Origin of the sequence: Acinetobacter sp. AS167, assembly GCF_037152175.1 — a bacterium.
Taxonomy (GTDB): Bacteria; Pseudomonadota; Gammaproteobacteria; order Pseudomonadales; family Moraxellaceae; genus Acinetobacter.
Genome location: NZ_JBBCMP010000008.1, coordinates 1 through 22,134, shown reverse-complemented (window position 1 = coordinate 22,134; position 22,134 = coordinate 1). Strand labels below are relative to the sequence as shown.

At 38.9% G+C, this 22,134-nt stretch carries 13 protein-coding genes; 5 read left to right on the top strand and 8 right to left on the bottom strand.

What is annotated here, in order from left to right; translation table 11 throughout:
* The first annotated feature begins 476 nt into the window (after positions 1-476).
* Both uvrA and WFN33_RS13640 read left to right on the top strand, forming a co-directional pair.
* Positions 477-3,308: an excinuclease ABC subunit UvrA gene (uvrA, locus tag WFN33_RS13645; RefSeq protein WP_336953617.1), complete on the top strand. Its 2,832-nt coding sequence runs from the start codon at positions 477-479 to the stop codon at positions 3,306-3,308.
* A gap of 253 nt (positions 3,309-3,561) precedes the next feature.
* A complete protein-coding gene (locus WFN33_RS13640; RefSeq protein ID WP_336953616.1) occupies positions 3,562-4,131 on the top strand; it encodes a hypothetical protein in 570 nt (189 codons plus the stop codon).
* A 176-nt stretch (positions 4,132-4,307) separates the two neighbouring features.
* Here WFN33_RS13640 and WFN33_RS13635 read toward each other — a convergent pair whose 3' ends face one another.
* Both WFN33_RS13635 and blaOXA read right to left on the bottom strand, forming a co-directional pair.
* Positions 4,308-6,020, bottom strand: a complete 1,713-nt coding sequence (locus tag WFN33_RS13635; RefSeq protein WP_336953615.1) for a GGDEF domain-containing protein — start codon at positions 6,018-6,020, stop codon at positions 4,308-4,310.
* A gap of 286 nt (positions 6,021-6,306) precedes the next feature.
* Positions 6,307-7,152, bottom strand: coding sequence for a class D beta-lactamase (blaOXA, locus tag WFN33_RS13630; protein ID WP_336953614.1), 846 nt, complete (start codon positions 7,150-7,152; stop codon positions 6,307-6,309).
* Positions 7,153-8,028: 876 nt separating this feature from the next.
* On the opposite strand from blaOXA, the gene omp33-36 reads away from it, so the two are divergent.
* Positions 8,029-8,913, top strand: coding sequence for a porin Omp33-36 (omp33-36, locus tag WFN33_RS13625; RefSeq protein ID WP_336953613.1), 885 nt, complete (start codon positions 8,029-8,031; stop codon positions 8,911-8,913).
* A 74-nt stretch (positions 8,914-8,987) separates the two neighbouring features.
* Here omp33-36 and WFN33_RS13620 read toward each other — a convergent pair whose 3' ends face one another.
* The 4 genes from WFN33_RS13620 to WFN33_RS13605 all read right to left on the bottom strand — a co-directional run bounded on the left by WFN33_RS13620 (position 8,988) and on the right by WFN33_RS13605 (position 14,071).
* Entirely contained in the window at positions 8,988-10,955 is a 1,968-nt protein-coding gene (locus WFN33_RS13620; protein ID WP_336953612.1) for a BCCT family transporter, read from the bottom strand.
* Between the two features lie 167 nt (positions 10,956-11,122).
* On the bottom strand, positions 11,123-11,803 hold the full coding sequence (locus tag WFN33_RS13615; RefSeq protein WP_336953611.1) for an ion channel: 681 nt from the start codon (positions 11,801-11,803) through the stop codon (positions 11,123-11,125).
* Positions 11,804-12,021: 218 nt separating this feature from the next.
* Entirely contained in the window at positions 12,022-13,737 is a 1,716-nt protein-coding gene (locus tag WFN33_RS13610) for a cation acetate symporter (protein WP_336953610.1), read from the bottom strand.
* Position 13,738: 1 nt separating this feature from the next.
* On the bottom strand, positions 13,739-14,071 hold the full coding sequence (locus WFN33_RS13605) for a DUF485 domain-containing protein (RefSeq protein WP_336953609.1): 333 nt from the start codon (positions 14,069-14,071) through the stop codon (positions 13,739-13,741).
* A 185-nt stretch (positions 14,072-14,256) separates the two neighbouring features.
* On the opposite strand from WFN33_RS13605, the gene WFN33_RS13600 reads away from it, so the two are divergent.
* Together WFN33_RS13600 and WFN33_RS13595 are read left to right on the top strand one after the other, a co-directional pair.
* A complete protein-coding gene (locus WFN33_RS13600) occupies positions 14,257-17,748 on the top strand; it encodes a PAS domain-containing hybrid sensor histidine kinase/response regulator (RefSeq protein ID WP_336953608.1) in 3,492 nt (1,163 codons plus the stop codon).
* A gap of 441 nt (positions 17,749-18,189) precedes the next feature.
* Positions 18,190-18,957, top strand: a complete 768-nt coding sequence (locus WFN33_RS13595; protein ID WP_336953607.1) for a hypothetical protein — start codon at positions 18,190-18,192, stop codon at positions 18,955-18,957.
* Positions 18,958-19,042: 85 nt separating this feature from the next.
* On the opposite strand, the gene WFN33_RS13590 is transcribed toward WFN33_RS13595, so the two are convergent.
* The gene (locus tag WFN33_RS13590) at positions 19,043-20,287 is read right to left on the bottom strand and encodes an esterase-like activity of phytase family protein (RefSeq protein ID WP_336953606.1); all 1,245 of its coding nucleotides are present in this window, start codon (positions 20,285-20,287) and stop codon (positions 19,043-19,045) included.
* A gap of 166 nt (positions 20,288-20,453) precedes the next feature.
* Positions 20,454-21,596 carry a PQQ-dependent sugar dehydrogenase gene (locus WFN33_RS13585; RefSeq protein WP_336953605.1) on the bottom strand — a complete coding sequence of 381 codons (1,143 nt, stop codon included), beginning with the start codon at positions 21,594-21,596 and terminating at the stop codon, positions 20,454-20,456.
* Positions 21,597-22,134: the final 538 nt, after the last annotated feature.

The following is a 22,134-nucleotide window of genomic DNA, read 5'->3' as shown; positions in this document are numbered from 1 at the left end:
TCAAGCCCCCACAAGTGCGATATATTTCACACATTTTATAATAAAAACAATAGTTAATCACAGAATTTTTGTCTAACAATTCTCTTTTTTAGATAAGTGATTATTGATTACATCACATGACCAATCTTAAAGCTGATCTGGTTTATTCGTTCTAACTTATGCAATATCGAAATAAGTATTCAGAAATCAGCACAGCATCAAAAAACTGACTGCATATCTCATTTTTCTTCAATGACTTATTTTAAATAAATTATAGCTTTGATTTTAAATTAGCTGAATGCGACCCTAAAAATTATTGAAAACTATCATAAACATATGAATATTATTATTTTATTCAAAAACTCAAACTCCATCACAGTTTTAAATGGTCAGTTACATGACACAATTTGTCGTTTAAAAACTATTTTTTACAGCTTGAACAAAATTAAATCGCTATCATATACCCCTTTAATTCGCATAATTTCGAGAAAGCTTTTATGAGTCAAAGTCATATCCGTATTCGAGGCGCACGTACCCATAATTTAAAAAATGTGTCACTCGATATTCCACGTGACAAGTTTGTGGTCATCACAGGACTCTCAGGCTCAGGGAAATCATCTCTGGCTTTCGATACCTTATATGCTGAGGGTCAGCGCCGTTATGTCGAATCTTTATCTGCGTATGCACGTCAGTTTCTTTCACAAATGGAAAAGCCTGAAGTTGATTCAATTGAAGGTTTAAGCCCTGCGATTGCGATTGAACAGAAATCTACCAGCCATAACCCCCGTTCAACCGTAGGAACCATTACTGAAATCTACGACTATTTACGTTTACTGTATGCGCGTGTTGGCACACCCTACTGCCCAGAGCATGACTTGCCGATGGTTGCACAGACTGTTTCTGAAATGGTCGATGCCGTGAAAGGACTGGAGGAAGGCACAGCATTGATGCTCCTTGCACCAGTTGTTCGTGAACGTAAAGGTGAATACAGCAACCTGTTTGAGCAATTACAGAGCCAAGGTTTTGTCCGCGCGCGCGTGGATGGTGAAGTGATTGATATCGATACACCCCCAGAACTTGATAAAAAGAAAAAGCACACCATTGAAGTTGTGGTTGACCGTTTTAAAGTCCGTGATGACTTGGGTAACCGAATTGCCGAAAGCTTTGAAACAGCATTACGTTTAGGCAGTGATCTGGCGATTTTATCGTGGATGGGTGGTGAACATCCTGACCGTGTATTTTCAGCAAAACATTCCTGCCCTGAATGCGACCGTGCTGTTGCTGAACTAGAGCCACGTCTGTTCTCGTTCAATAACCCATTTGGTGCATGCCCTGTCTGTGACGGTTTAGGTACCCGTAGTCATTTCAGTGCTGAAAAACTGATTCCAAGCCCAGATGTTTCTATTAGCCAAGGTGCAATCCGTGGCTGGGACAGACAACGTCCATACTATTACAGCATGATTCAGAAAGTTGCAGATCATTTTGGGTTTTCTTTAGACACCCCTTGGAATGAACTCGATGCTGATACGAAAAAGAAATTTCTCTATGGTACAGGCAAAGAAAAAATTGATCTTAGTTATATCGATGAGCGTGGTCGTAAACATAATCGGGTACAACCTTTTGAAGGAATTTTGCCTCATTTAGAACGTCGTTATCGTGAAACTGAATCTAATTATGTCCGTGATGATCTGGCGCAGTATTTATCTAATGCCGCTTGTGATGCTTGTGGCGGTTCACGTTTAAATGAAATTTCACGTCATGTCCGTGTTAAAGATAAAACCATTGCCCAAATTACCAAAATGTCGATTGGGGATGCTGAAAGCTACTATCAAGATTTAAATCTTGAAGGTGCCAAAGGTGAAATTGCCGATAAAATTTTTAAAGAAATTCGCGAGCGTTTGCACTTCCTTGTATCAGTCGGTTTGAACTATTTAAGTCTGTCTCGCTCTGCTGAAACACTTTCAGGTGGGGAAGCACAACGTATCCGCCTAGCCTCACAAATTGGTGCTGGTCTAATGGGGGTAATGTACGTTTTAGATGAGCCATCCATTGGTTTACATCAACGTGATAATGATCGTTTATTGGAAACACTAGTTCGTTTGCGTGATCTTGGTAATACGGTTTTAGTGGTTGAACATGATGAAGATGCAATCCGTGCAGCTGACCATATTATTGATATCGGTCCAGGCGCTGGTGTACATGGCGGTCATATCATTGCCGAAGGCACCTATGATGAACTCGCAGCCAATGAGAACTCACTAACAGGAAAATACCTATCTGGTAAGTTAAAAATTGCTGTACCCAAAGAGCGTGTTAAACCACCGAAACCTGAAGAACAAATTAAACTGATGGGTGCATCTGGGCATAACTTACAAAATGTTGATTTGACGATTCCTTTAGGTGTGATGACTTGTGTGACTGGTGTTTCAGGTTCAGGTAAATCCACCTTAATTAACCGTACCCTATTACCACTTGCAGCGACGCAATTAAATGGTGCAACCACCTTAACTGCTGAAAAGTTTGATTCGATTGATGGCTTACAGTTCCTTGATAAAGTGGTAGACATTGACCAAAGTCCGATTGGACGTACTCCACGTTCCAACCCAGCGACGTATACCGGTTTGTTTACCCCGATTCGTGAATTGTTTGCACAAACCCCTGAAGCCAAAGCCCGTGGTTATGCTGCAGGTCGTTTCTCGTTTAACGTTAAAGGTGGACGCTGTGAGGTGTGTGAGGGGGATGGTATGATCAAAGTTGCCATGCACTTCTTACCCGATATGTATGTGCCTTGTGACAACTGTCATGGTCAGCGTTATAACCGCGAAACCTTGGAAGTTGGTTATAAAGGCAAGAATATTTCTGACGTATTGGAAATGACAGTCGAAGATGCGATGCATTTCTTTGATGCAATCCCAGTGATTCACCGTCGTTTGGAAACATTAAACCAAGTCGGGCTAGGTTATATCCGCTTAGGTCAGTCTGCAACAACGCTATCGGGTGGTGAAGCGCAACGGGTCAAACTGGCACGTGAGCTGGCAAAACGTGATACAGGTAAAACCTTGTATGTACTGGATGAACCAACCACTGGTTTGCATTTCCACGATATTGCCAAACTGCTCGATATTCTTCATGAACTACGCAATAAAGGAAATACCATTGTGGTGATTGAGCATAATCTCGATGTGATTAAGACGGCGGACTGGGTGATTGATTTAGGCCCTGAAGGTGGCGCAGGTGGTGGTCAGATTATTGCGGAAGGCACCCCAGAACAAGTGGTGAAATCTAAAGTTTCACATACAGCGAAGTTCTTAAAACCGCTGTTGAAGTAATTCACTACATCTTCCACACCCTCCTTTAAATAAGGAGGGTGTTTCCCTCTTTCTCTCACAGGACTTAGGGAGAGATTAATCATCTGAGCTCCAAATTAAATAGCTCATATAATTTTTATAAAACTCAGATTATCAGCCTTTTTCTTCATATATTTCAATAATCATCTGCGTAATTTGGGGATTTTCTAAAGCAAATTTTGCATTTCTCATTCAAACAAGGCAAGATCAATACATAGCACAGGATATTTTCCTTATGAAGCTTCTTTACTCATGCCTTTTAGTCCCAAGTATCTGTTTGCTCAGCAGTTGTAGCATAAACATTGCAGGTGGTAATGGCAGACCCGACAATCCTTATTTTATCACCACCCAGCCCTTACTGATTAAAAAAATACAGCTTCCTGTGGGCTCTACTTTAACCTACGAAAAACAGGGCTTTAAAACTGGCAGACAAAGTCAGTTAATGAATGAAAGTGAACTACAAGGCATCTCCATGCCGAGTGGACAAACCATTACTTGGGGCGGCGTACCCATCAGTACGATCAACAAATTCACCAACTCAGAAATGCGCGGCTTTAGCCTTAAAGCAGAATTTAAGCAGCTTGCTCCCAATCAAAACTCTGGCTTCTCCAAACAATGGCAACGCTGTGGCGATAATCTGGGGATTAGTATTAAAAATACCAATGATTGGTCATTTAATCTAAATAATATTGTCGATGTAGAAAGCTGTAGTGTGCTGTATCAACGTCACTTTCAAGAGAATACAGAACAGCAAAAATTTTTAAATCAATTGTATGCAGAGTTGCTTAAAGTCAGTTCAAAATAATTTAGCGTTATCACCATTGAATGATGATGTTAAATCAATACGTCCAAACTGCTTAATCGTCATCACGAGCCATATGCTCTTGTTCAATACCCACTTCATTTAATCTTTATTTTCAAAGCCTCTCTTAGATGCTTTTATTTTATATTTATATCACTATAGACTGTAAAATCAGCCAATCAGCCCACAACTTTGTTTCGACCTTGTGCTTTGGCCTTAAATAATGATGCATCTGCTCGTGTAAACAATGCTTCCCAACTTTCAGCCCCTGTCGCAACGCCAATACTGACAGAAACATTCAACTGCTCTGTAGACATAGAACTATTAAAACTTAACCTAGATACATCAGCCAAAATACTTTCAGAAATTTGTAATGCCCAATCCCATTGGATGCGATCAATCAAAATTAAAAACTCATCACCACCAAAACGTACAATTAAATCAGATTGCGCAATATTTGCTTTTAAACACCGAGCAATCTCAACAATAACCGAATCACCTAAAATATGTCCAAAGCGATCATTCACATATTTAAAATTATCAATATCCACCATGATCAAGGTCAACTCTTGAAATCGCTCCATTTGTGTCGCAATATTTTTTAAATAAACGTCTAAAGCCAATCGATTTGAAACACCCGTTAAGCTATCGGTGTTGGCACTATTTTGTAATTGAAATTCAAAAGCATCGCGTTGTTTGAGCATTTCTTTTAATTTATCAAGCGCATCGGTTAAGGTATGCACCTCTTTGGTTTGTATCGAAGCATCCCCTAAATAATCACGTTGTTGAACTTGTGATAGTTCCAAAATCATATTTCTTGCATATATCAAAGGTTCAAATAACTTTTTACGTGTATATAACATCGTAAAAACTGCTACCGACAATGACAAAAGAGAAATAAATAGCGTAATAAAAAATTGACGTTGCTCCGATTCCATTCGATGGCGCGCACTTAAGGCATGCGTTTCAAGTAGATATTTTTGTAAATTTACCACCGTGGTAAACTTATCCACGATTGCATCTGTGAGTTGGTTTGCCGTTAAAAAATACGGCTGCTGATTTCTACTCTCTTGCACCAAACGATTTACGATGGGTAAACCTTGGTCAATAAATTGAGTTTTCACCTGACCATATAAATAAAGATACTCAGGGGTTTTTAAAGACTCTATTTGCATGGTATCCATCAAACGCCATAAATATTTAACCTGTTCTTGCGTTTGTAACGAGCGTGCTTTGTTATATTCAGGCAGGGGTTCGGAAAAGCTCAGGGGTGCCATGATGTTAGACGCGACCCGTCCAGATTGATCACGCAAATCAGCCAATATCAGCACAATTGAAGCATAGTCAGTCACATCGCTATTATTCTTTTTTGAATGATTGATTAATTGCTGCAACATGACTCTACAACTGTCCCACGCCCGAAACATTCCCTGAATCACTTGATCCATTTGCACTGAATTACGTTCTTTTAACGGTAAGGCTAAATATGCATCAACTTGTTTACGGGCGATGTTCAAATCATATCTTAACTGAACATTAACTTGATCCGCCAAACTGGTAAACCCTGCTTTGTTTAAGGTCTCGACGGTTAAATTAATCTGCTGATCTACATCCTTACGAAAGTCCTGCAATTCTTTTATTCTGTCTGGAAAATTTGCTGTCGAGCTCGACATTGCTTTATTTGTTGGCGCTCTTTCCCGTGAAATTTTATTGGATGTTTCAGCAAAAACTTGCAAGGCTTGAATATTGACTAAAGCTCGATTTGCTCGGCTATACTCTCGATAATTACTGATGATTTGTGGAACAGCAATTAATAAAACAGACAAAATGATGACTGACATGAGGATAAGCAAACGGGTGCTTATTTGTTCTGATCTGAGTTCATGCACCATCACCATGGTCCTGTGGGAAATTATATCGTAATAAAGCTAAAGAAATTTTGTTTATATTATAGAATATATACACATAAACTACTCCACATAATCAAGTTTAATCTACAGCGTTCAGCTCCTTTATATTATCGTTTTAATAGATGAGTAATATTCAAAATTCACATTTTACATATCAATAGAATTTGCATAAAATCAGACTTAGATAGAAATTCTCACGATTTGAAAATATATCTTTTTTATTGCCCAGTTTCCCCCAATAAACTGGGCATTTTTTTATCTACTGCGGTTATCTCAAATAAAAGAATAAACCTAATTTATCCAAGATACTTAATGTCATTTGCTTGCGTTCAGCAGGGTCATCCCCTGTCTGCATATGCATATTTAAAGCAAAAGCGGTGATCTGACCATTCGGCTGCTCCACCCATCCTGTGTACCAACCTACTTGTGGCTCAACATCCATTCCCCAACCACTTTTAGCATAAAGCTTGGAATCACCACGTCTTTCGACATAAAGCATATCTTTGACTTGCTGTTGTACAGCATCATCAAAAGGCAATGTTTTCTTTGCCAATTGATAAGCAAATTTAGCTTCTTGTTCTGGGGTGATTTTCAATGGTCCAACCAACCAGAAATTATCGACCTGTTGACCAATTTGTGTATTGCCAAAACCAACACGCTTGACTTCTTGACTCATCAAGTCCAAACCAATACGTCGCGCTAGCTCCTGATATACAGGTACAGCTGAAACCTGCATTGCTTCTGCCAAGGTCATATCTTTTTCCCATGTAGGAAAAGATCTTTTTTCCCCGTTCCATTTAAATATTTCAGTATTTGTGGCTTTACCATGTTGCAAGCCAATCAAAGCATTCAACATTTTAAAAGTAGAAGCTGGGATATACGAGGTCTTAGCTCGATTTAAATCATTTCCATAGCGTTTAAGGTGAGTTCCGTCATAGGTCACAAAGACAGCTTGAGTTTGAGCATAATTAAACAATAAAGGGATTTCATTTTTTCTTTGTGATGAAACTGAATCACGCAATTTAAGATCGGAGGCACACCCTGAAAATGCCACGCTAATCAGGAGAATCCATAGACTGGTTTTTATTTTGACTTTAAATATGTGATTACTCATAAAATTTACTTAGGTATCGATTACATCTGAAATAGTGTAGATGAGCCTATAAATTATTTTTTAAATTGAATGTAAGAAAATATTTACAGATGCAATGTATTGGTGCATAATGCACCTCATTAGGGCAATTTATTAATATTCCTCAGCAGAATTTATTGATTTGCTCCAGATTTTGGCGAAAAATCCCAGTTTTCTTTGAAAATTGGGATTTTTTTTGGCAAGAATCATGCCAAGCTAATTTATATTTTGCATAATTATGCTCTATATTGGTGCAATATTTTATTCTCTGTTTAATGCATTTTGTTTTGAATCTAAAATAAAAAAAAGCCCAACTTTGGGGAAAGCTGGGCATATAAACTCAAAATTTCAAAAAAATTCATTTAAATAAATGAACTTTATTGACTCATTATCCAAAATATCTTTTACTTTGTAAAACCAATTAAATTGATCGGATATAAATTATTTATCGTTTTTACAAATAAATGAGAATAAAAATACAATTTAAATATAAAATGATTATAAAGTCACAAATTAATTCTAAAAATAAGCAGAATTTAATGACATTTTCTTGACATTGATCGTAAAACAACCATCGGTAATATCGATTAAAATATACAAATAAACAATAAAACAAATGCATTAATTTAACAATTTGATCTCAGTTTTATATGAAATAAAACTTTTGTCTGAATTTAGTTTGTTGTTCTGATTCAGTTTTTTTCTAGGTTGACGCAAAGCCACTCAGATGTGCGTTTTTTGAACAATGTGAATTTCATGTATCTACTTTGTAAACATTGGCCTTAAACATCATTGACTTAATATCTTGTTACAATACAATGCCGTCTGTTTCACCAATTTCTCCTATTGGAAAAGATTATGAAAAAACTCGGTTTAGCCACTGCTTTATTATTAGCCATGACCGGCGCTCAAGCATACCAATTCGAAATTCAAGGTCAATCAGAGTATATCGATACGACTGAAAATGACAAAGATTTCACTGGTGGTTTGCAAGGTACTTACTACTTCAAAAATGTTGACTCTTCAAAAGGTCCATTGGCTGAAGCGGCGTTCTTAAACCAAGCATCAAATGTTTCTTTAGCATATAACTATGGCGAATTAGACGCTGATGTAGTTGTACATAACTACGGCGCTAAAGCTGAACTTTATGTTCCTACTCCATATGTACCTGCATACGCGAGTGCTTCTTATAGCCACACAATCCTTGACGGTAAAAATGGCTTGTCAAACGATCAAGGCGATCGTTTTGCATTAGAAGTGGGTGCTCTTCCTACTCAAAACTTCTTAGTCGCTGTTGGTTATACTAACGTTGCTGACCAAGTTGCTTTGGATGCATTCAATGTTATGGGTAACGGCGTTGCTAAAGCGACTGCTGAAGCTGCAACAATTGGTGAAGACCAAGACGCAATTACTGCACGTGCTAAATACGTTGGCGGTATTGACGGTACAAATATGTCTTTAGCGTTTGAATCAGGCATTATCTATGGTGATGCAACTGCATACCAGTTCAAAACTGATTTCTATTTGAACCCACAATTAAGCGTTGGTGCTTCTTACGCAGCGTCTAGCTACGAAGGTACACCTGATTCAGCTTGGGGTGCAAACGTAAACTACTTCATCACTCCTGCTATTGCAGTTGGTGCTAGCTACGTAAATGCAAACTACGAAGCGAATAAAGGTCAAGCAATTTCGTATGTTGGTGATACGCAAACTGTTGGCTTAAACGCTAAATTCCGTTTCTAATTTGCTTAGAAATTGAATCAAAAAAAGGACTCATACGAGTCCTTTTTTATTGCCTTTGCTTTTAAATAAATAACTTAGTTTCTCAATACATTTAAGAAATGTAGATGACGTTCATATTGGTCAATGATGTCTTGAATCAAGTCTTCTTGCGTCCACTCCATCACATCATAATTTTGACCACCTTCTCTTAAAAATATTTCTGCTTGATAAAAATCATCTGTTTCCTGATGTTCTTCATTCATCATAAAGCTTGGCGCAACCATTTTGCGTGCAATCACTTTATAGATAAAATTGAACTCATCATGATGATCCACACTGAGTTGAATACCGTCTTCAGTTTCTTTAATCACCACATTTAAATCACGGCGTTTAAACTCAAAACGAATACTTTCAAAAGCCTTAATCACATCAACCTGAATATAATGTTGTACTTCGGCCAACGTATGCGGATAGTGCATGATTAAGCCTAAACGTTGCTGCCAACTACGTGGATTTTGTACAGCTCTTGGCGTGATTCTTGCCACTTGTAAAGCCTGCATTTTGGTGACATCTAAGCGCAATGCTTTGACTAAGCCCCAACACAACAGCAGCATGATAAAGGTGAACGGTAAGGCACTCATCATGGTAGCCGATTGTAATGCGCCTAGCCCACCGACCATTAATAAAATGATCGACAACACCGCCATTAAAACAGTCCAGAACAAGCGTTGCCATATCGGCGAATTTTCTGTTTTCGCAGTGAGATAATCGGTCACCAATGCACCAGAATCCGCAGAGGTAACAAAGAACAAGACCACCAGCAGTGTCGCAATAAGACTAAATACACCTGAAAAAGGCAAATGGGTTAAAAATTCAAACAATGCAACTGATGAATCTTTTTGTACCGCAGAAATTAGCCCAACCTGCCCTTGTTCCATAATACTGAACAAGGCAGCATTGCCAATAAAACCCATCCAGATCAAGGTAAAGCCTGTCGGAATAAGCAGTACACCAACAATAAACTCTCGAATAGTTCGACCTTTTGAAACACGCGCAATAAACATACCAACAAATGGTGACCAAGATATCCACCATGCCCAATACATGATGGTCCAACCACCAATCCAGCCATTCGATTGATAAGCATATAAATTAAAGGTCATGCTAAACAAATTGGAAATATACTGTCCAGCGTTTTGAATGGTTGCTTGTAGGATATAAATACTGGAACTGGCTAGGAATACAAAACCTAGCAATACCAAGGCTAAAATCAGATTCAGTTCAGAGAGACGTTTAATTCCTTTGTCTAATCCTAAGAAAACTGACAATGAAGCCAGCGTACTCACCACAATAATCAAAAAGATTTGGGTGCTAATATTACTTTCCCAGCCAAATAAATAATTTAAGCCAGAGTTAATTTGAGTTACCCCAAACCCTAACGTGGTAGCCACACCAAATACCGTACCAATGGTGGCAAAAGTATCTACCGCATCTCCGATTGGACCATGAATTCGTTGACCAATAATCGGAAATAAACCCGAACGAACTTTGAGTGGCAAGTTATAGCGAAAAGCAAAATAAGCCAGCGTTAAGCCCACAACCGCATAGATAGCCCAAGCATGTAAGCCCCAATGAAAAAAGGTAATTCTCATTGCTTCTTGGGCAGATTCAATGGTTTGTGGATCACCTGTAGGTGGATTGACATAATGCATGACAGGCTCTGCAACACTAAAAAACATCAACCCGATGCCCATACCCGCAGTAAATAGCATGGCAAACCATGACCCATTACTATACTCAGGCTGGCTATGATCTGGTCCAAGCTTGATTTTACCCATGTCAGAAAAGGCAATAAAAATCAGTACAATTAAAAATATTGCGACAGATAAAACATAGAACCAACTAAATGAATCAGTAATCCATCCATTCATCCTTTGGGTAATCAATTCAAAGGCATTTGGTGCAAAGACAACAACGGCTAAAAAAAGCGCAATAATTCCAACAGTGCTCAAGAAAACATTTGGATTGACATTGTCAAACCAAGTGATTTTTTTGGAAGGCATATTTCCCCCAGGTTTTTATACTCAATGGACAGACTTTTTAAAGTCAAAAAAAGGCATTCACAGGTGTGAAAAAAGACGAATCCTGTAGAACAGCGATTGGATTCAGGCCACATTATAATTTAAATTAACATTTTCAACAATTTACTAAATGTAACAAGATCATTAACTCATGATTTTGGTTTGTTTTCAATATATTGCAGGGCAATCATCCGTGAGACGATCAGGGCAAAATACATCACGCCACAGAACATTTGCAACATTGAAATCACCCGCGCAGCAGGTGCAACAGGAATCAAATCAGACAATCCTGTGGCCGATTGCAGACTAAAACTAATGAATAGTAAATCCAGCCAAGATTGGTAGTCTGCAACATGATTTGGGTTTTGAAAGCTCTGTGGAACCATCAATTGGCAGATACTGTATAAAAAGGCAAATCCCCATGCGATCAGGGTAAATACCGCACCCGCAGCAAACAACTCATCTTTGGTTAAATAACGATCTGCAAACATATAGCGGATTAGGCCATATGCTGCACAAAAATAAGCGGCTGCTTCAAATGAATGTGCAAAGATTTGCAAAGTAACAGAATGAAAACCGATCAGCATCAGAAAGGACAGTACAAATGCCCCTGTGACAAAGGTTAAGCCCAACAGTGTAAATGTCGGTGTTTGTCGAATCACTTTGGCAATAATCAATAATGCAGAGACACCCAGTAACCAAGTTAAAATTTGATAACTTCTACTGGCATTGGTATAGACAGATAAAACTAAAATAAGCAGCTGGACCAACAATAACCATGCTGACGGTAATTGTTTAAAACCTTTCCAAAATTCGAGCATTGAACGCATATTTTCTGATTCTGATTGTTCTTTTAAACATTCAAATTAACATATTCATTGGGTTTCTTAAATCCTTTCAATTTTTCGTGATCATTCAACTGATCAATCAGCATAAAACAAGCTTAATATGGCTTAAAGGCTAAACCTAGGATGATTGAACTCTGGCTTTGCATCCTCCATAAAAAAACACCTTCGAGAAGGTGTTTTTTAGGCTGATCTCCAATCACTTAGTGATCTGAAGCACCAGAGATACCAATACCTGTTTGTGAACGTACAAACTGTGCATCAAATGCTTTGCGCTCTGCCTCTGCACGTGCAGATTTGTCTGTCACAGAGAACAACCAACAGCAGATGAATGCTAATGGCATTGCAAAGATTGCAGGACCATTGAATGAGTTGATCGGAGTATCAGAGATTTTTAATGTGTCTACCCAAACCGCTTTAGACAAGATAATTAAAGTCACCGCTGTCACTAGACCGACAACACCACCAACAACAGCACCACGTGTAGTCAAGCCTTTCCAGAACATTGAAAGAACCAATACTGGGAAGTTTGCACACGCCGCAACAGAGAATGCTAAACCTACCATGAAGGCAACGTTTTGTTTCTCGAACAAAATACCTAAAATCATCGCAAAGATCGCAAGACCAAGTGTTGCAATCTTCGACATACGTAATTCAGATTCAGGAGTTGTTTGACCCTTTTTCAGTACGTTTGCGTATAAGTCATGTGAAATTGCTGAAGCACCTGACAGTGTCAAACCTGCGACTACCGCAAGAATCGTTGCGAAAGCAACTGCTGAAATAAAGCCCATGAACAGATCGCCACCTACTGCATCTGCAAGGTGTACCGCTGCCATGTTGTTACCGCCAACTAATTCTAGTTTGCCAGTTACAGCCATTTTTGCAACATCAATAAATTGTGGATTGTTTGATACGAAAAGGATCGCACCGAAACCGATAATGAAAGTTAATAAGTAGAAGTAACCAATGAAGCCTGTTGCAACAACTACAGATTTACGCGCTTCTTTGGCATCTTTAACTGTAAAGAAACGCATAAGAATGTGTGGTAAACCTGCTGTACCAAACATGAGTGCTAAACCAAGTGACAAAGCATCGAGTGGGTTTTTCGCCAAACTGCCTGGCCCCATAATTTTGGTTGCATCATCAAGACTGACATCATGTACTTTTGCAAATACATCAATAGACTGTCTGAACATTTCAGAGAAGCTATAACCGACAGAATGCATCACCATGAACGCCATGAATGTTGCACCTGAAAGTAACATCACTGCTTTAATGATCTGTACCCAAGTTGTTGCCAACATGCCACCGAAGATCACATAAGCCATCATCAGAAGGCCAACAATCACAACTGCGATGTTATAGTTCAAACCAAATAACAGTTTGATCAGCTGACCTGCACCCACCATTTGAGCAATCAAATAGAAAGCCACAACAACAAGCGAACTGATTGCTGCAAGTGTACGTACTGGTTTTTCTTCTAAACGGAAAGAAACCACGTCAGACAGGTTATATTTACCTAAGTTACGTAGGCGCTCAGCAACCAAGAACAATACGATTGGCCAGCCAACCATGAAACCCAGTGAATAAAGCAAGCCATCAAAGCCTGAGCTAAACACCAATGCAGAAATACCTAAGAACGATGCAGCAGACATATAGTCGCCTGCAATCGCTAAGCCATTTTGGAAACCTGAGATACCACCACCAGCGGTATAGAAATCTGCGGTATTTGTGGTTTGTTTTGCAGCCCATTTGGTAATGAACAAAGTTAAACCAACAAAAATTGCAAACATAATGATTGCATGCCAGTTGGTTGCTTGCTGTTGAGCTTCACCTAAATCTGGGCCTGCTTGTACAACAGTAGAAAGCAGTGCAGTAGATGCAAGAGCTGCTTTAGTCTTTAAAGAGTTCCATTTCATCTTAGTGCAGTCCTTTTTCGTGGGTGATTGCTTCTACTTCTTTCATTGCATCTGCATTCAGTTGATCCAATTTATTGTTGGCAATATATGAATACACACCACACAAAACGAAAGATAAAACAATAATTCCCAGACCTAAAGGAATCCCCCAAGTAGTTATACCACCACTAAATGAACTCATTAAAAATTCTTTGTTATAGCCTACTAAAAGCATAAAGCCAACATAAACGAACAACATAATTGCAGTTAATGTCCAGCTCAATTTACTTTTTTTAGCAACCATTTCCTTGAATTTTGGATTTTGTAGAATCGCCTCTACCTGTCTCTCATCCATAACCATGCTCCTTGATAAGCGACCAGAACACTGGTTGCTTTTTTTAATATTTTTTTACATGGTCAAAATTAACAATATTGTGGGGTTCTCGTAACTTAGACTTTGGTCGTTAAATTTTGAGCAAAATAAACGAGACAGTTCATGGATGCGTTATTATAGGCGCAGATTTTTATACTGCAGTCCTTATGAACAGTTGGTTAATTATAGGGGTTCTGGCCCTTTACATCCTCATTCTATTCGTTTGTGCTTTCTTTGGTGAGAGGCATGCGAGTCGATTAAGTACGCGCGGCAGGATGCTTCTCTTTAGTCTAACATTGGGCGTGTATTGCTCATCTTGGACGTTTTACGGGGCAACAGGTGCTGCAGTACGTGAAGGGATTATTTTCCTGCCGATTTATTTAGGACCTTTATTATTTGTCTGGCTGGGTTATGACATCTGGCGTCGCTTAGGTCGTGTGCGTCAACATCATGCGATTTCTTCGATTGCCGACTTTGTGGCAGCACGTTATGGTAAAAGTGGAACATTAGCATCCTTAGTCACAATCTTGGCTGTAATCGCCATCATTCCTTACTTAGCACTGCAATTACGCGCCATTGCGCTTAGCGCTTCCGTCATGCTCGATCACAATACCCAAGTAGTTTCCACCACCACCAATGGGGTGCTTGGTCTTACTGCTGTATTAGCGATTTTAGCGATGATGTTTGGAACAAGACAAATCGCCAATACGGAACAACATGGCGGTTTAATGCTTGCTGTCGCTTTTGAATCATTTGTAAAACTATTTGCCCTGCTTTGTGTGGCATTTTTCTTTATTTTTGATCATCCACAAAATATTGTACAAATCTCACAGGATGTGCAAAAGACTTTTCATGAAGTACAACTGTTTGGTGTGCCAGACACCTTCTGGGTTCAAACGTTATTAGCCTCATTGGCAATTATCTGTTTACCCCGTCAGTTTCATGTTGCAGTGGTTGAATTACGCGATGAAAAACATATTCGTGGTGCAAGACGTTGGTTTGCTGCCTATTTGATTCTAACCATTATTGCTATTATTCCAATCGCCAGTTGGGCTCTTCATGCAGCACCCAAATATCTAACTATTCCTGATGTTGCAGTACTCTCATTGCCGATTAGTTATAATCAAGACTGGTTATCGTTACTGGCATTTTTAGGCGGCTTTTCAGCGTCAACTGGTATGCTTTTAGTATCCTCTGTGGCACTGTCCATCATGCTCAGTAATGACTTGATTATGCCTTCTCTATGGAAGTTTGGCATTCTTTCCCGTCATGACAAACGCTTACCACAAGTACTTAAATTTACTCGTCGTGTTTGTATTTTAGCGGTGATGCTACTCGGTTTTTTATTCTTCCACTTCTTTAATGATATTGACCAACTATCCACCTTTGGGCTATTGGCATTTAGTGCGGTTGCACAATTTTCGCCTGCGCTTATTGGCGGTTTATACTGGCGTGGAGGAAGTCGCCAAGGGGTTTATGCAGGTTTAGTCGTTGGCTTCATACTTTGGTCATATACATTATTATTACCCACGATTTTACGTAGCCTACCTGTTGAATATAGCCAATTTGCACATCAATTTTTGATGTTTGGACCTATAAATATTGAATGGTTAAGACCAGAAGCCTTATTTGGCTTTGAATCTTTTGCCCCGCTTACACATGGTGTCATCTGGGCACTTGGCTTAAATATTACCTTATATATTTGGGTCTCTCGTATTTATCGCCCAAGTATTGCTGAACAAATTCAGGCAGAGAGCTTTTTCTACTATGAAACTAAGCCCTTACCTACACAAAACACCTCTACTGATATTAATTACTTACACCATGATGTCGCTAAACTTAAAGTCGGTGATCTGATTGCACTTGCTAAGCGTATTACAGGCGAAGGCCCAGCAACCCACGCATTTCAACAGTTTTGTACTATGAATAATGTGGTGCTCAATGAGAATAGTAGTGCCAATGGGATGTGGTGGCGGTTTACTGAGCAATACCTTGCAGGAACAATCGGTGCAGCCTCAGCACGAACACTACTCACCACAGCCATGGTCAATAATGGCTTGGCTTTAGGTCAAGTGGCAAATATTCTCGACCAAGCTTCACAATGGCAACGTTTTAACCAAAATCTCATCATGACCATGATTGACCACATGACCCAAGGGGTGAGTGTGGTTGATGAAAACATGTGTTTGGTCGCATGGAACAACCAATATTTAAAACTGTTTGATTATCCAAAAGATTTAGTCTATGTCGGTTGTCCCATTGCCGATTTGATTCGTTACAACGCTGAACGTGGCGAATGTGGTCCAGGCTCGGTAGAAGAGCATGTACGTAAACGAATACATTGGATGAAAGTCGGTAGCGCTCATGAATTTGAACGGATTCGTAAAGATGGCCGTGTGATTCAAATGCGTGGTAACCCCATTGAAGGGGGTGGTTTTGTCACAACCTTTGCCGATATTACCGCATTCCGTGAAAATGAAGCGGTACTAGAAGCACGCGTGTCTGATCGTACCCAACAGCTTGCAAATGCCTTATCTGAACAACAACTGGCACGTGAGCAAGCCGACAAAGCTAATATGTCAAAAAGTCGCTTTATTGCAGCAGCTAGTCACGATTTGCTTCAACCAATGCATGCAGCACGCTTATTCAGTACTGCTTTAGAACAAAGCGTACAATCAGATGAAGACCGTAAAACCTTACAGCAGCTTGATCGTGCCTTACATGGTGCCGAGAGCATGTTATCTGCCCTTTTGGATATTGCTCGATTGGAAGGTGGTTCAATCCAACCGAAACGCCAAGCTTATCCGTTGCATGATTTATTGAGTGATTTAGAACTACAATTTAAATCAATCGCCGCACAACGCAATATCCAATTGCATGTCCATGATGCCCAATTCTGGATTGATACCGACCCACAATGGATCCGTCGTATCATCCAAAATTTTGTCAGTAATGCCTTACGTTATACTGCTCGTGGACGTGTGATTGTTGGTGTATTGCGCGCGTCTAATCGTCCAAATCATATCCGTATCGGTGTATGGGATACAGGTCCAGGGATTGCAGAAGAGCAACGCATTAAGTTGTTTCAAGAATTTGAGCGTTGTGGACATACCTCGCCATGGGGTGAACAAGGGCTTGGACTTGGGCTAGCAATCGTGCAACGTATGACCAGTTTGCTTGATTATCCTGTACATGTTTACTCTGAGCTTGGCAAAGGCTCATGCTTTATGATTGATGTGCCAATGGTAGCAGCACCTAAAGTCGTTTCAACACCTATACAAGCGGTACCATTAAAAGCCAAAGCTTATAAAATCTTATGTTTAGACAATGACGATACAATCTTAGAAGGTATGGCAACGCTACTGACCAAATGGGGTTATCAAGTGTTTAAAGCCACTGAACCTGAACAAGCTTTGGAAATTATTCAAAAAGAAAACATTCAAGTCTGGTTGGTTGATCAGCATTTAAATCATGGTAAAATTGGCTTAGATTTTATTGTCGAAAACCGTCAGGAAAATGTTCCGTCAGCACTGATTACTGCTGATTCTGATCCTGAATTACCTGAGCGTGTTAAAGACCTCAACGTGGTGTTGTTGAAGAAACCATTGAAACCTGCTTCTCTACGTGCATGGTTATCTGGCTTGAAGATTTCTAAATAATCTTCCACTACTTTCAACTCATTTCAATTTATTGATCACGTTCTTCTTTAATGTTTTGAAACATTTACAACCTCTAGATCGTTACATTCTAGAGGTTTTGTAACGCAATTTTTTAAGTGGAATAGCAATTTTTTTTAAGCTTTGTGCAAAAGCATTCAAAAAAAAGTAAAACTCGAACCCATTTATTGACTAAAAACTTCAAAGCCTTCTTTTCTATGGCAAATAACATCAAAATATCAAATATACACTTGTATAGTTAGTTACAATTTTCTATTTATATGATTTTAAAAAATAAAAAAACACTTTTTACCCCATCTACAACTTTAGTCGTATTCCTATTGCATCTCAGATAAATCAAAAATTACTACAAGACAAAATCACGCTCATGTTTAGGAAAACAAAAACAGCGCTTGAATTCAATTTTAAATAGGATTTTTAACCATGAATATTTCAGAAACTGTTCCACATGGGCTACACCAAGCTCAACAATTTCATCGTCAATATGGTGCAAATGCAATCTTGCCTGAAATTGATTGGCAAGATCTTTTTAAACATAGCAAACTCCACGATACACAAATCCAAGCACTCAACACGATTTATCAAGCTGCGGTGCCTTTAGCACTTCAAGTATTTGAGGAATTAAAATTTGATGTGTTTACCCCTGTTGCTTACCATCCTCAAGGCTTAGGTCTATTTGATAAATTAGCGAAACAAGAAGAAAAGCTGGTTCAACGTCTCGAAGATGAATGCGAATGCTTAAATGATGAAGTTCGCCATCAAGTGTGGAGCATGTTACTGCGTGGCGGTGCGGTACTGGTCTTTAAAGCATGGTTAGGTAAAGTAAAAACTGGGGAAAATATCTTAGATATGACCCAATTTGATGAATTATCAGATTTGCTTTTTATCAAAACCTCTCCAACAACATTAGCAGCTCGTTTAAAAATCGATGCACATGCAGATTACGACCATGTTTTCCTGATGTATGGCAATGATGTGTTTCTAGACCGTTTTAATAGCTTAGAAGCAGCTGCGTTATTTGTAGATTTAGGTGTTTATGATGCAGCATTCTTAAGTCTACGTGATGACCGAGTTGCAGATTACCTAAAATCTAAAGGCTATGTCACCCATGAACAAATTGAAGATTTAAAATGTGCTTTAAATCCATTGGGTTGCCCTGATCAAGTTTCGAAACAAGACTGTTTAGCTTAATCCCTCATACTTGAATGATGTAGAAAGAAAGCCAGTCAATTGACTGGCTTTGTTAGAGTGAAGCACCAATATATTTTATCGCTTATTAATACAACGCTTTAGGCAATTTAATCTGAATAATTTCATTATCATCCGCACGCTTTGCATTTCGTCCTGATGAACCGGGGAAGTTATTGTCATTTAAAACAGTTAAAGTGTTTTTATTTTCAATAATCACATCTTCAATGGTTTCAAATGGAAAAGCAAAAGTTGTTGCTGTACCAATATCCCCATCTCGCGCTGTACCATATAAATTATTCGGGTTGGCAATATTCATAAGATCAACTAAGTCAGAACGTTTTACCGCTTTACCAGAATCCCCTAATTCAATTTGAATCAGCTTCTTATAACCATCTAACTTGTTTTGACTCGCATCACGCTCAATGATAATGCCAGACTTATCATCAAACATTTGGAAGTCACCAATATTGGTCGCCTTGGCATTCAAGGTAAAATAATAATATCGACCAGTATACGCTTTCTTCTTCACATCAAATTGTGAGATAAGCAACTGTTGTGCTGTCTCGCCTTTTAACGGTTTTTCTAACAAAGGATATAAATATTGACCATCCTTAGACAATGCCATTCCTTCAAAGCCACCACTTTGCAGAACCAAAGGCTCTACATAGTTTAGGTTGGCTTTATTGAATTGATTTTGCGGAGAACGTAATTCCACACCAGCTTTCAATGGATGAGGTAATGCTATCGGTGCATCAAGCAGTATTCCATCTTTATCAAAATGCAGTAAATATGGTCCAAATTCATCACCAATCCAATAGGTACCGTCCGCAGTACGTTGAATCGATTCAGGATCAAAATCTGCCCCGGTAAGCAAACGATCAGTGCTGTTTTGATTAATGATTGTAAATGGAATTAATTTATTGGGATCACGAAGCTGAACAAAGCTCATCACTTGAACTTTTGCTGATCCTGCCGATTTCGTCCGAAAATCAGGTTTTACTTGATAAATACGTAGTAGAAAGTCAGATGAATTGTCTTGTGTACCAAAGCCATTGTCTGCCATGACCATATAAGTGCCATCACCGTTCTTTACAGCACCCGAGAAACCTTGAACTGGCTGACCTTTAAAAGGCGGGAATATGCCATTGGCGCCCTTTACAAAGGTACCTGAGTTTGGGCCAGCTGCATAAGTTTCGACATCAAGTTTGGCAAATGAAACCAAGGTCGGTACGGAGACAGATGATTCAAATGAGAAATCCTTGTCATCATCATTACATGCGGTTAAAGCCAATATGCCTAACGCTAAAACAGAGTAAGCAATTTTTTTCATAAAGGTCTTTTTTATTGATTTAAATGAGCTTTATTAGAAACCAATAGCATGACATTTTGAGGTCATTTCAATGACAATACTGCGTCAGTTTTATAATACGTAGACATGCTTCACTCATCATATAAGCATTAGTAGGCTGAATAATTCCTTAATTTAAATTAATTTTTTACTTAGGCAACAATCTTAATAGCCCCCCACTTTTCCCATCTTCCAAAACCCAAATCGAACCATTATGCGCGGGATGAATATCTCGAATGCGTTGCTGCATGTTCAAACGCTGTACCTCACGAACAGGCTTTGATTCAGTATCAACCACAATAATCGCCTCTGAAGATAACCCACCAATCAAGGCTTTATGATTCCATTTCGGAAATAATTCCTCTTGATAAAAGACCAAACTGGAGGGTGATATCACTGGTGTCCAACTGATTTCTGGCGCTTTAAATTCAGGACGTGTCGCATGATCGGGAATGGATTTTCCTGAATAATGATCACCATTGGAAACAATCGGATAACCATAATTTTCGCCCTTCTTAATCAGATTTAACTCATCTCCTCCTTTAGGCCCCATTTCAACCACCCACAATTGATCCTTGGCATCAAAAGCCATACCTAATGGATTACGATGACCCAACGACCATACTTGTTTTGCAATCTCACCTTGTTGAGTAAATGGATGATCTGCAACAACAGTACCATCATCATTCAGTCTTAAAACTTTGCCTAAGTTTGAATTCATATCTTGAGCAGGATCAAATTTCTGGCGTTCACCAGAACTAATCCAGAGCTTACCATCCTTTGCAAAAATCATTCGATGTGCATAATGCCCTTGCCCTGAAACTTTAGGAACTTGTTCCCAAATTCTTTTGATATTGATTATTCGGGGATTTTTCTCTTGAAGATTTAATTCACCACGAATCACAACCGCACCATATCCCCCTTTTCCTGTTTCGGCATAACTTAAATAAATTTGATGATTGTTTGCAAAATCAGGATGTAGAACAATATCGCCTAAGCCCCCTTGCCCACCATAAGCCACTTCGGGAAGCCCTAAAATTTCTATACTTTTCAATGTAGAAGGATCAAACAGTTTTAACTTTCCTCTCCTTTCAGTAATCAGTAAACGACCATCAGCTAACTCAGCCATTGCCCAAGGTTCACCAAATGTCGCTACTTTTTGGACCTGATAGCTCTGGTTAATTAAAGAATTAGCCGTAGTGGTTTGATTATTTTGAGCATTACATGCACTCAACAAGCTACAGCTGAGCAATAGGGGCAAATAGATTAAGCACTGTCGAAAAGCCTTCATTTTAAATTCCCTCAATATTGTTATGACTTATCGATTTATTTTAAACAAAAGTATCCATCTCACCATTTTATATTGGTAACTGAGCGAATTGGGTCTTAATTTTTAATTGGATCATCTTGTAAGCTTTAACCTACAACAATCGCAGTGATTAGCGAATATACTGACCTAGACATTGCGCTTATCATACAAAGCATAAAGAGACAGGAAGTCTCATTGAGAACAAGAAAACACACAGGACGTGAGATTCGACAGGAGTCAAATCTAACACACCAATACGAAGAAAACCCCATCAGGATGATGGGGTTTTCTTTTTGCATTTACAAAAATGTATTAATTTTCAGTTGTTTATGCACTTTAATTCTTGTGCATATTTCTATTTACTTAATATGACTAGATCTCTTTTATTCCGATAATAAGCACTGCGCATAAAAAACACCCCGTTCTCGTTAGAGACCGGGGTGTTTTAGATTTAAAAGCTGGCGATGACTTACTCTCACATGGGTAACCCCACACTACCATCAGCGCTAAGAGGTTTCAC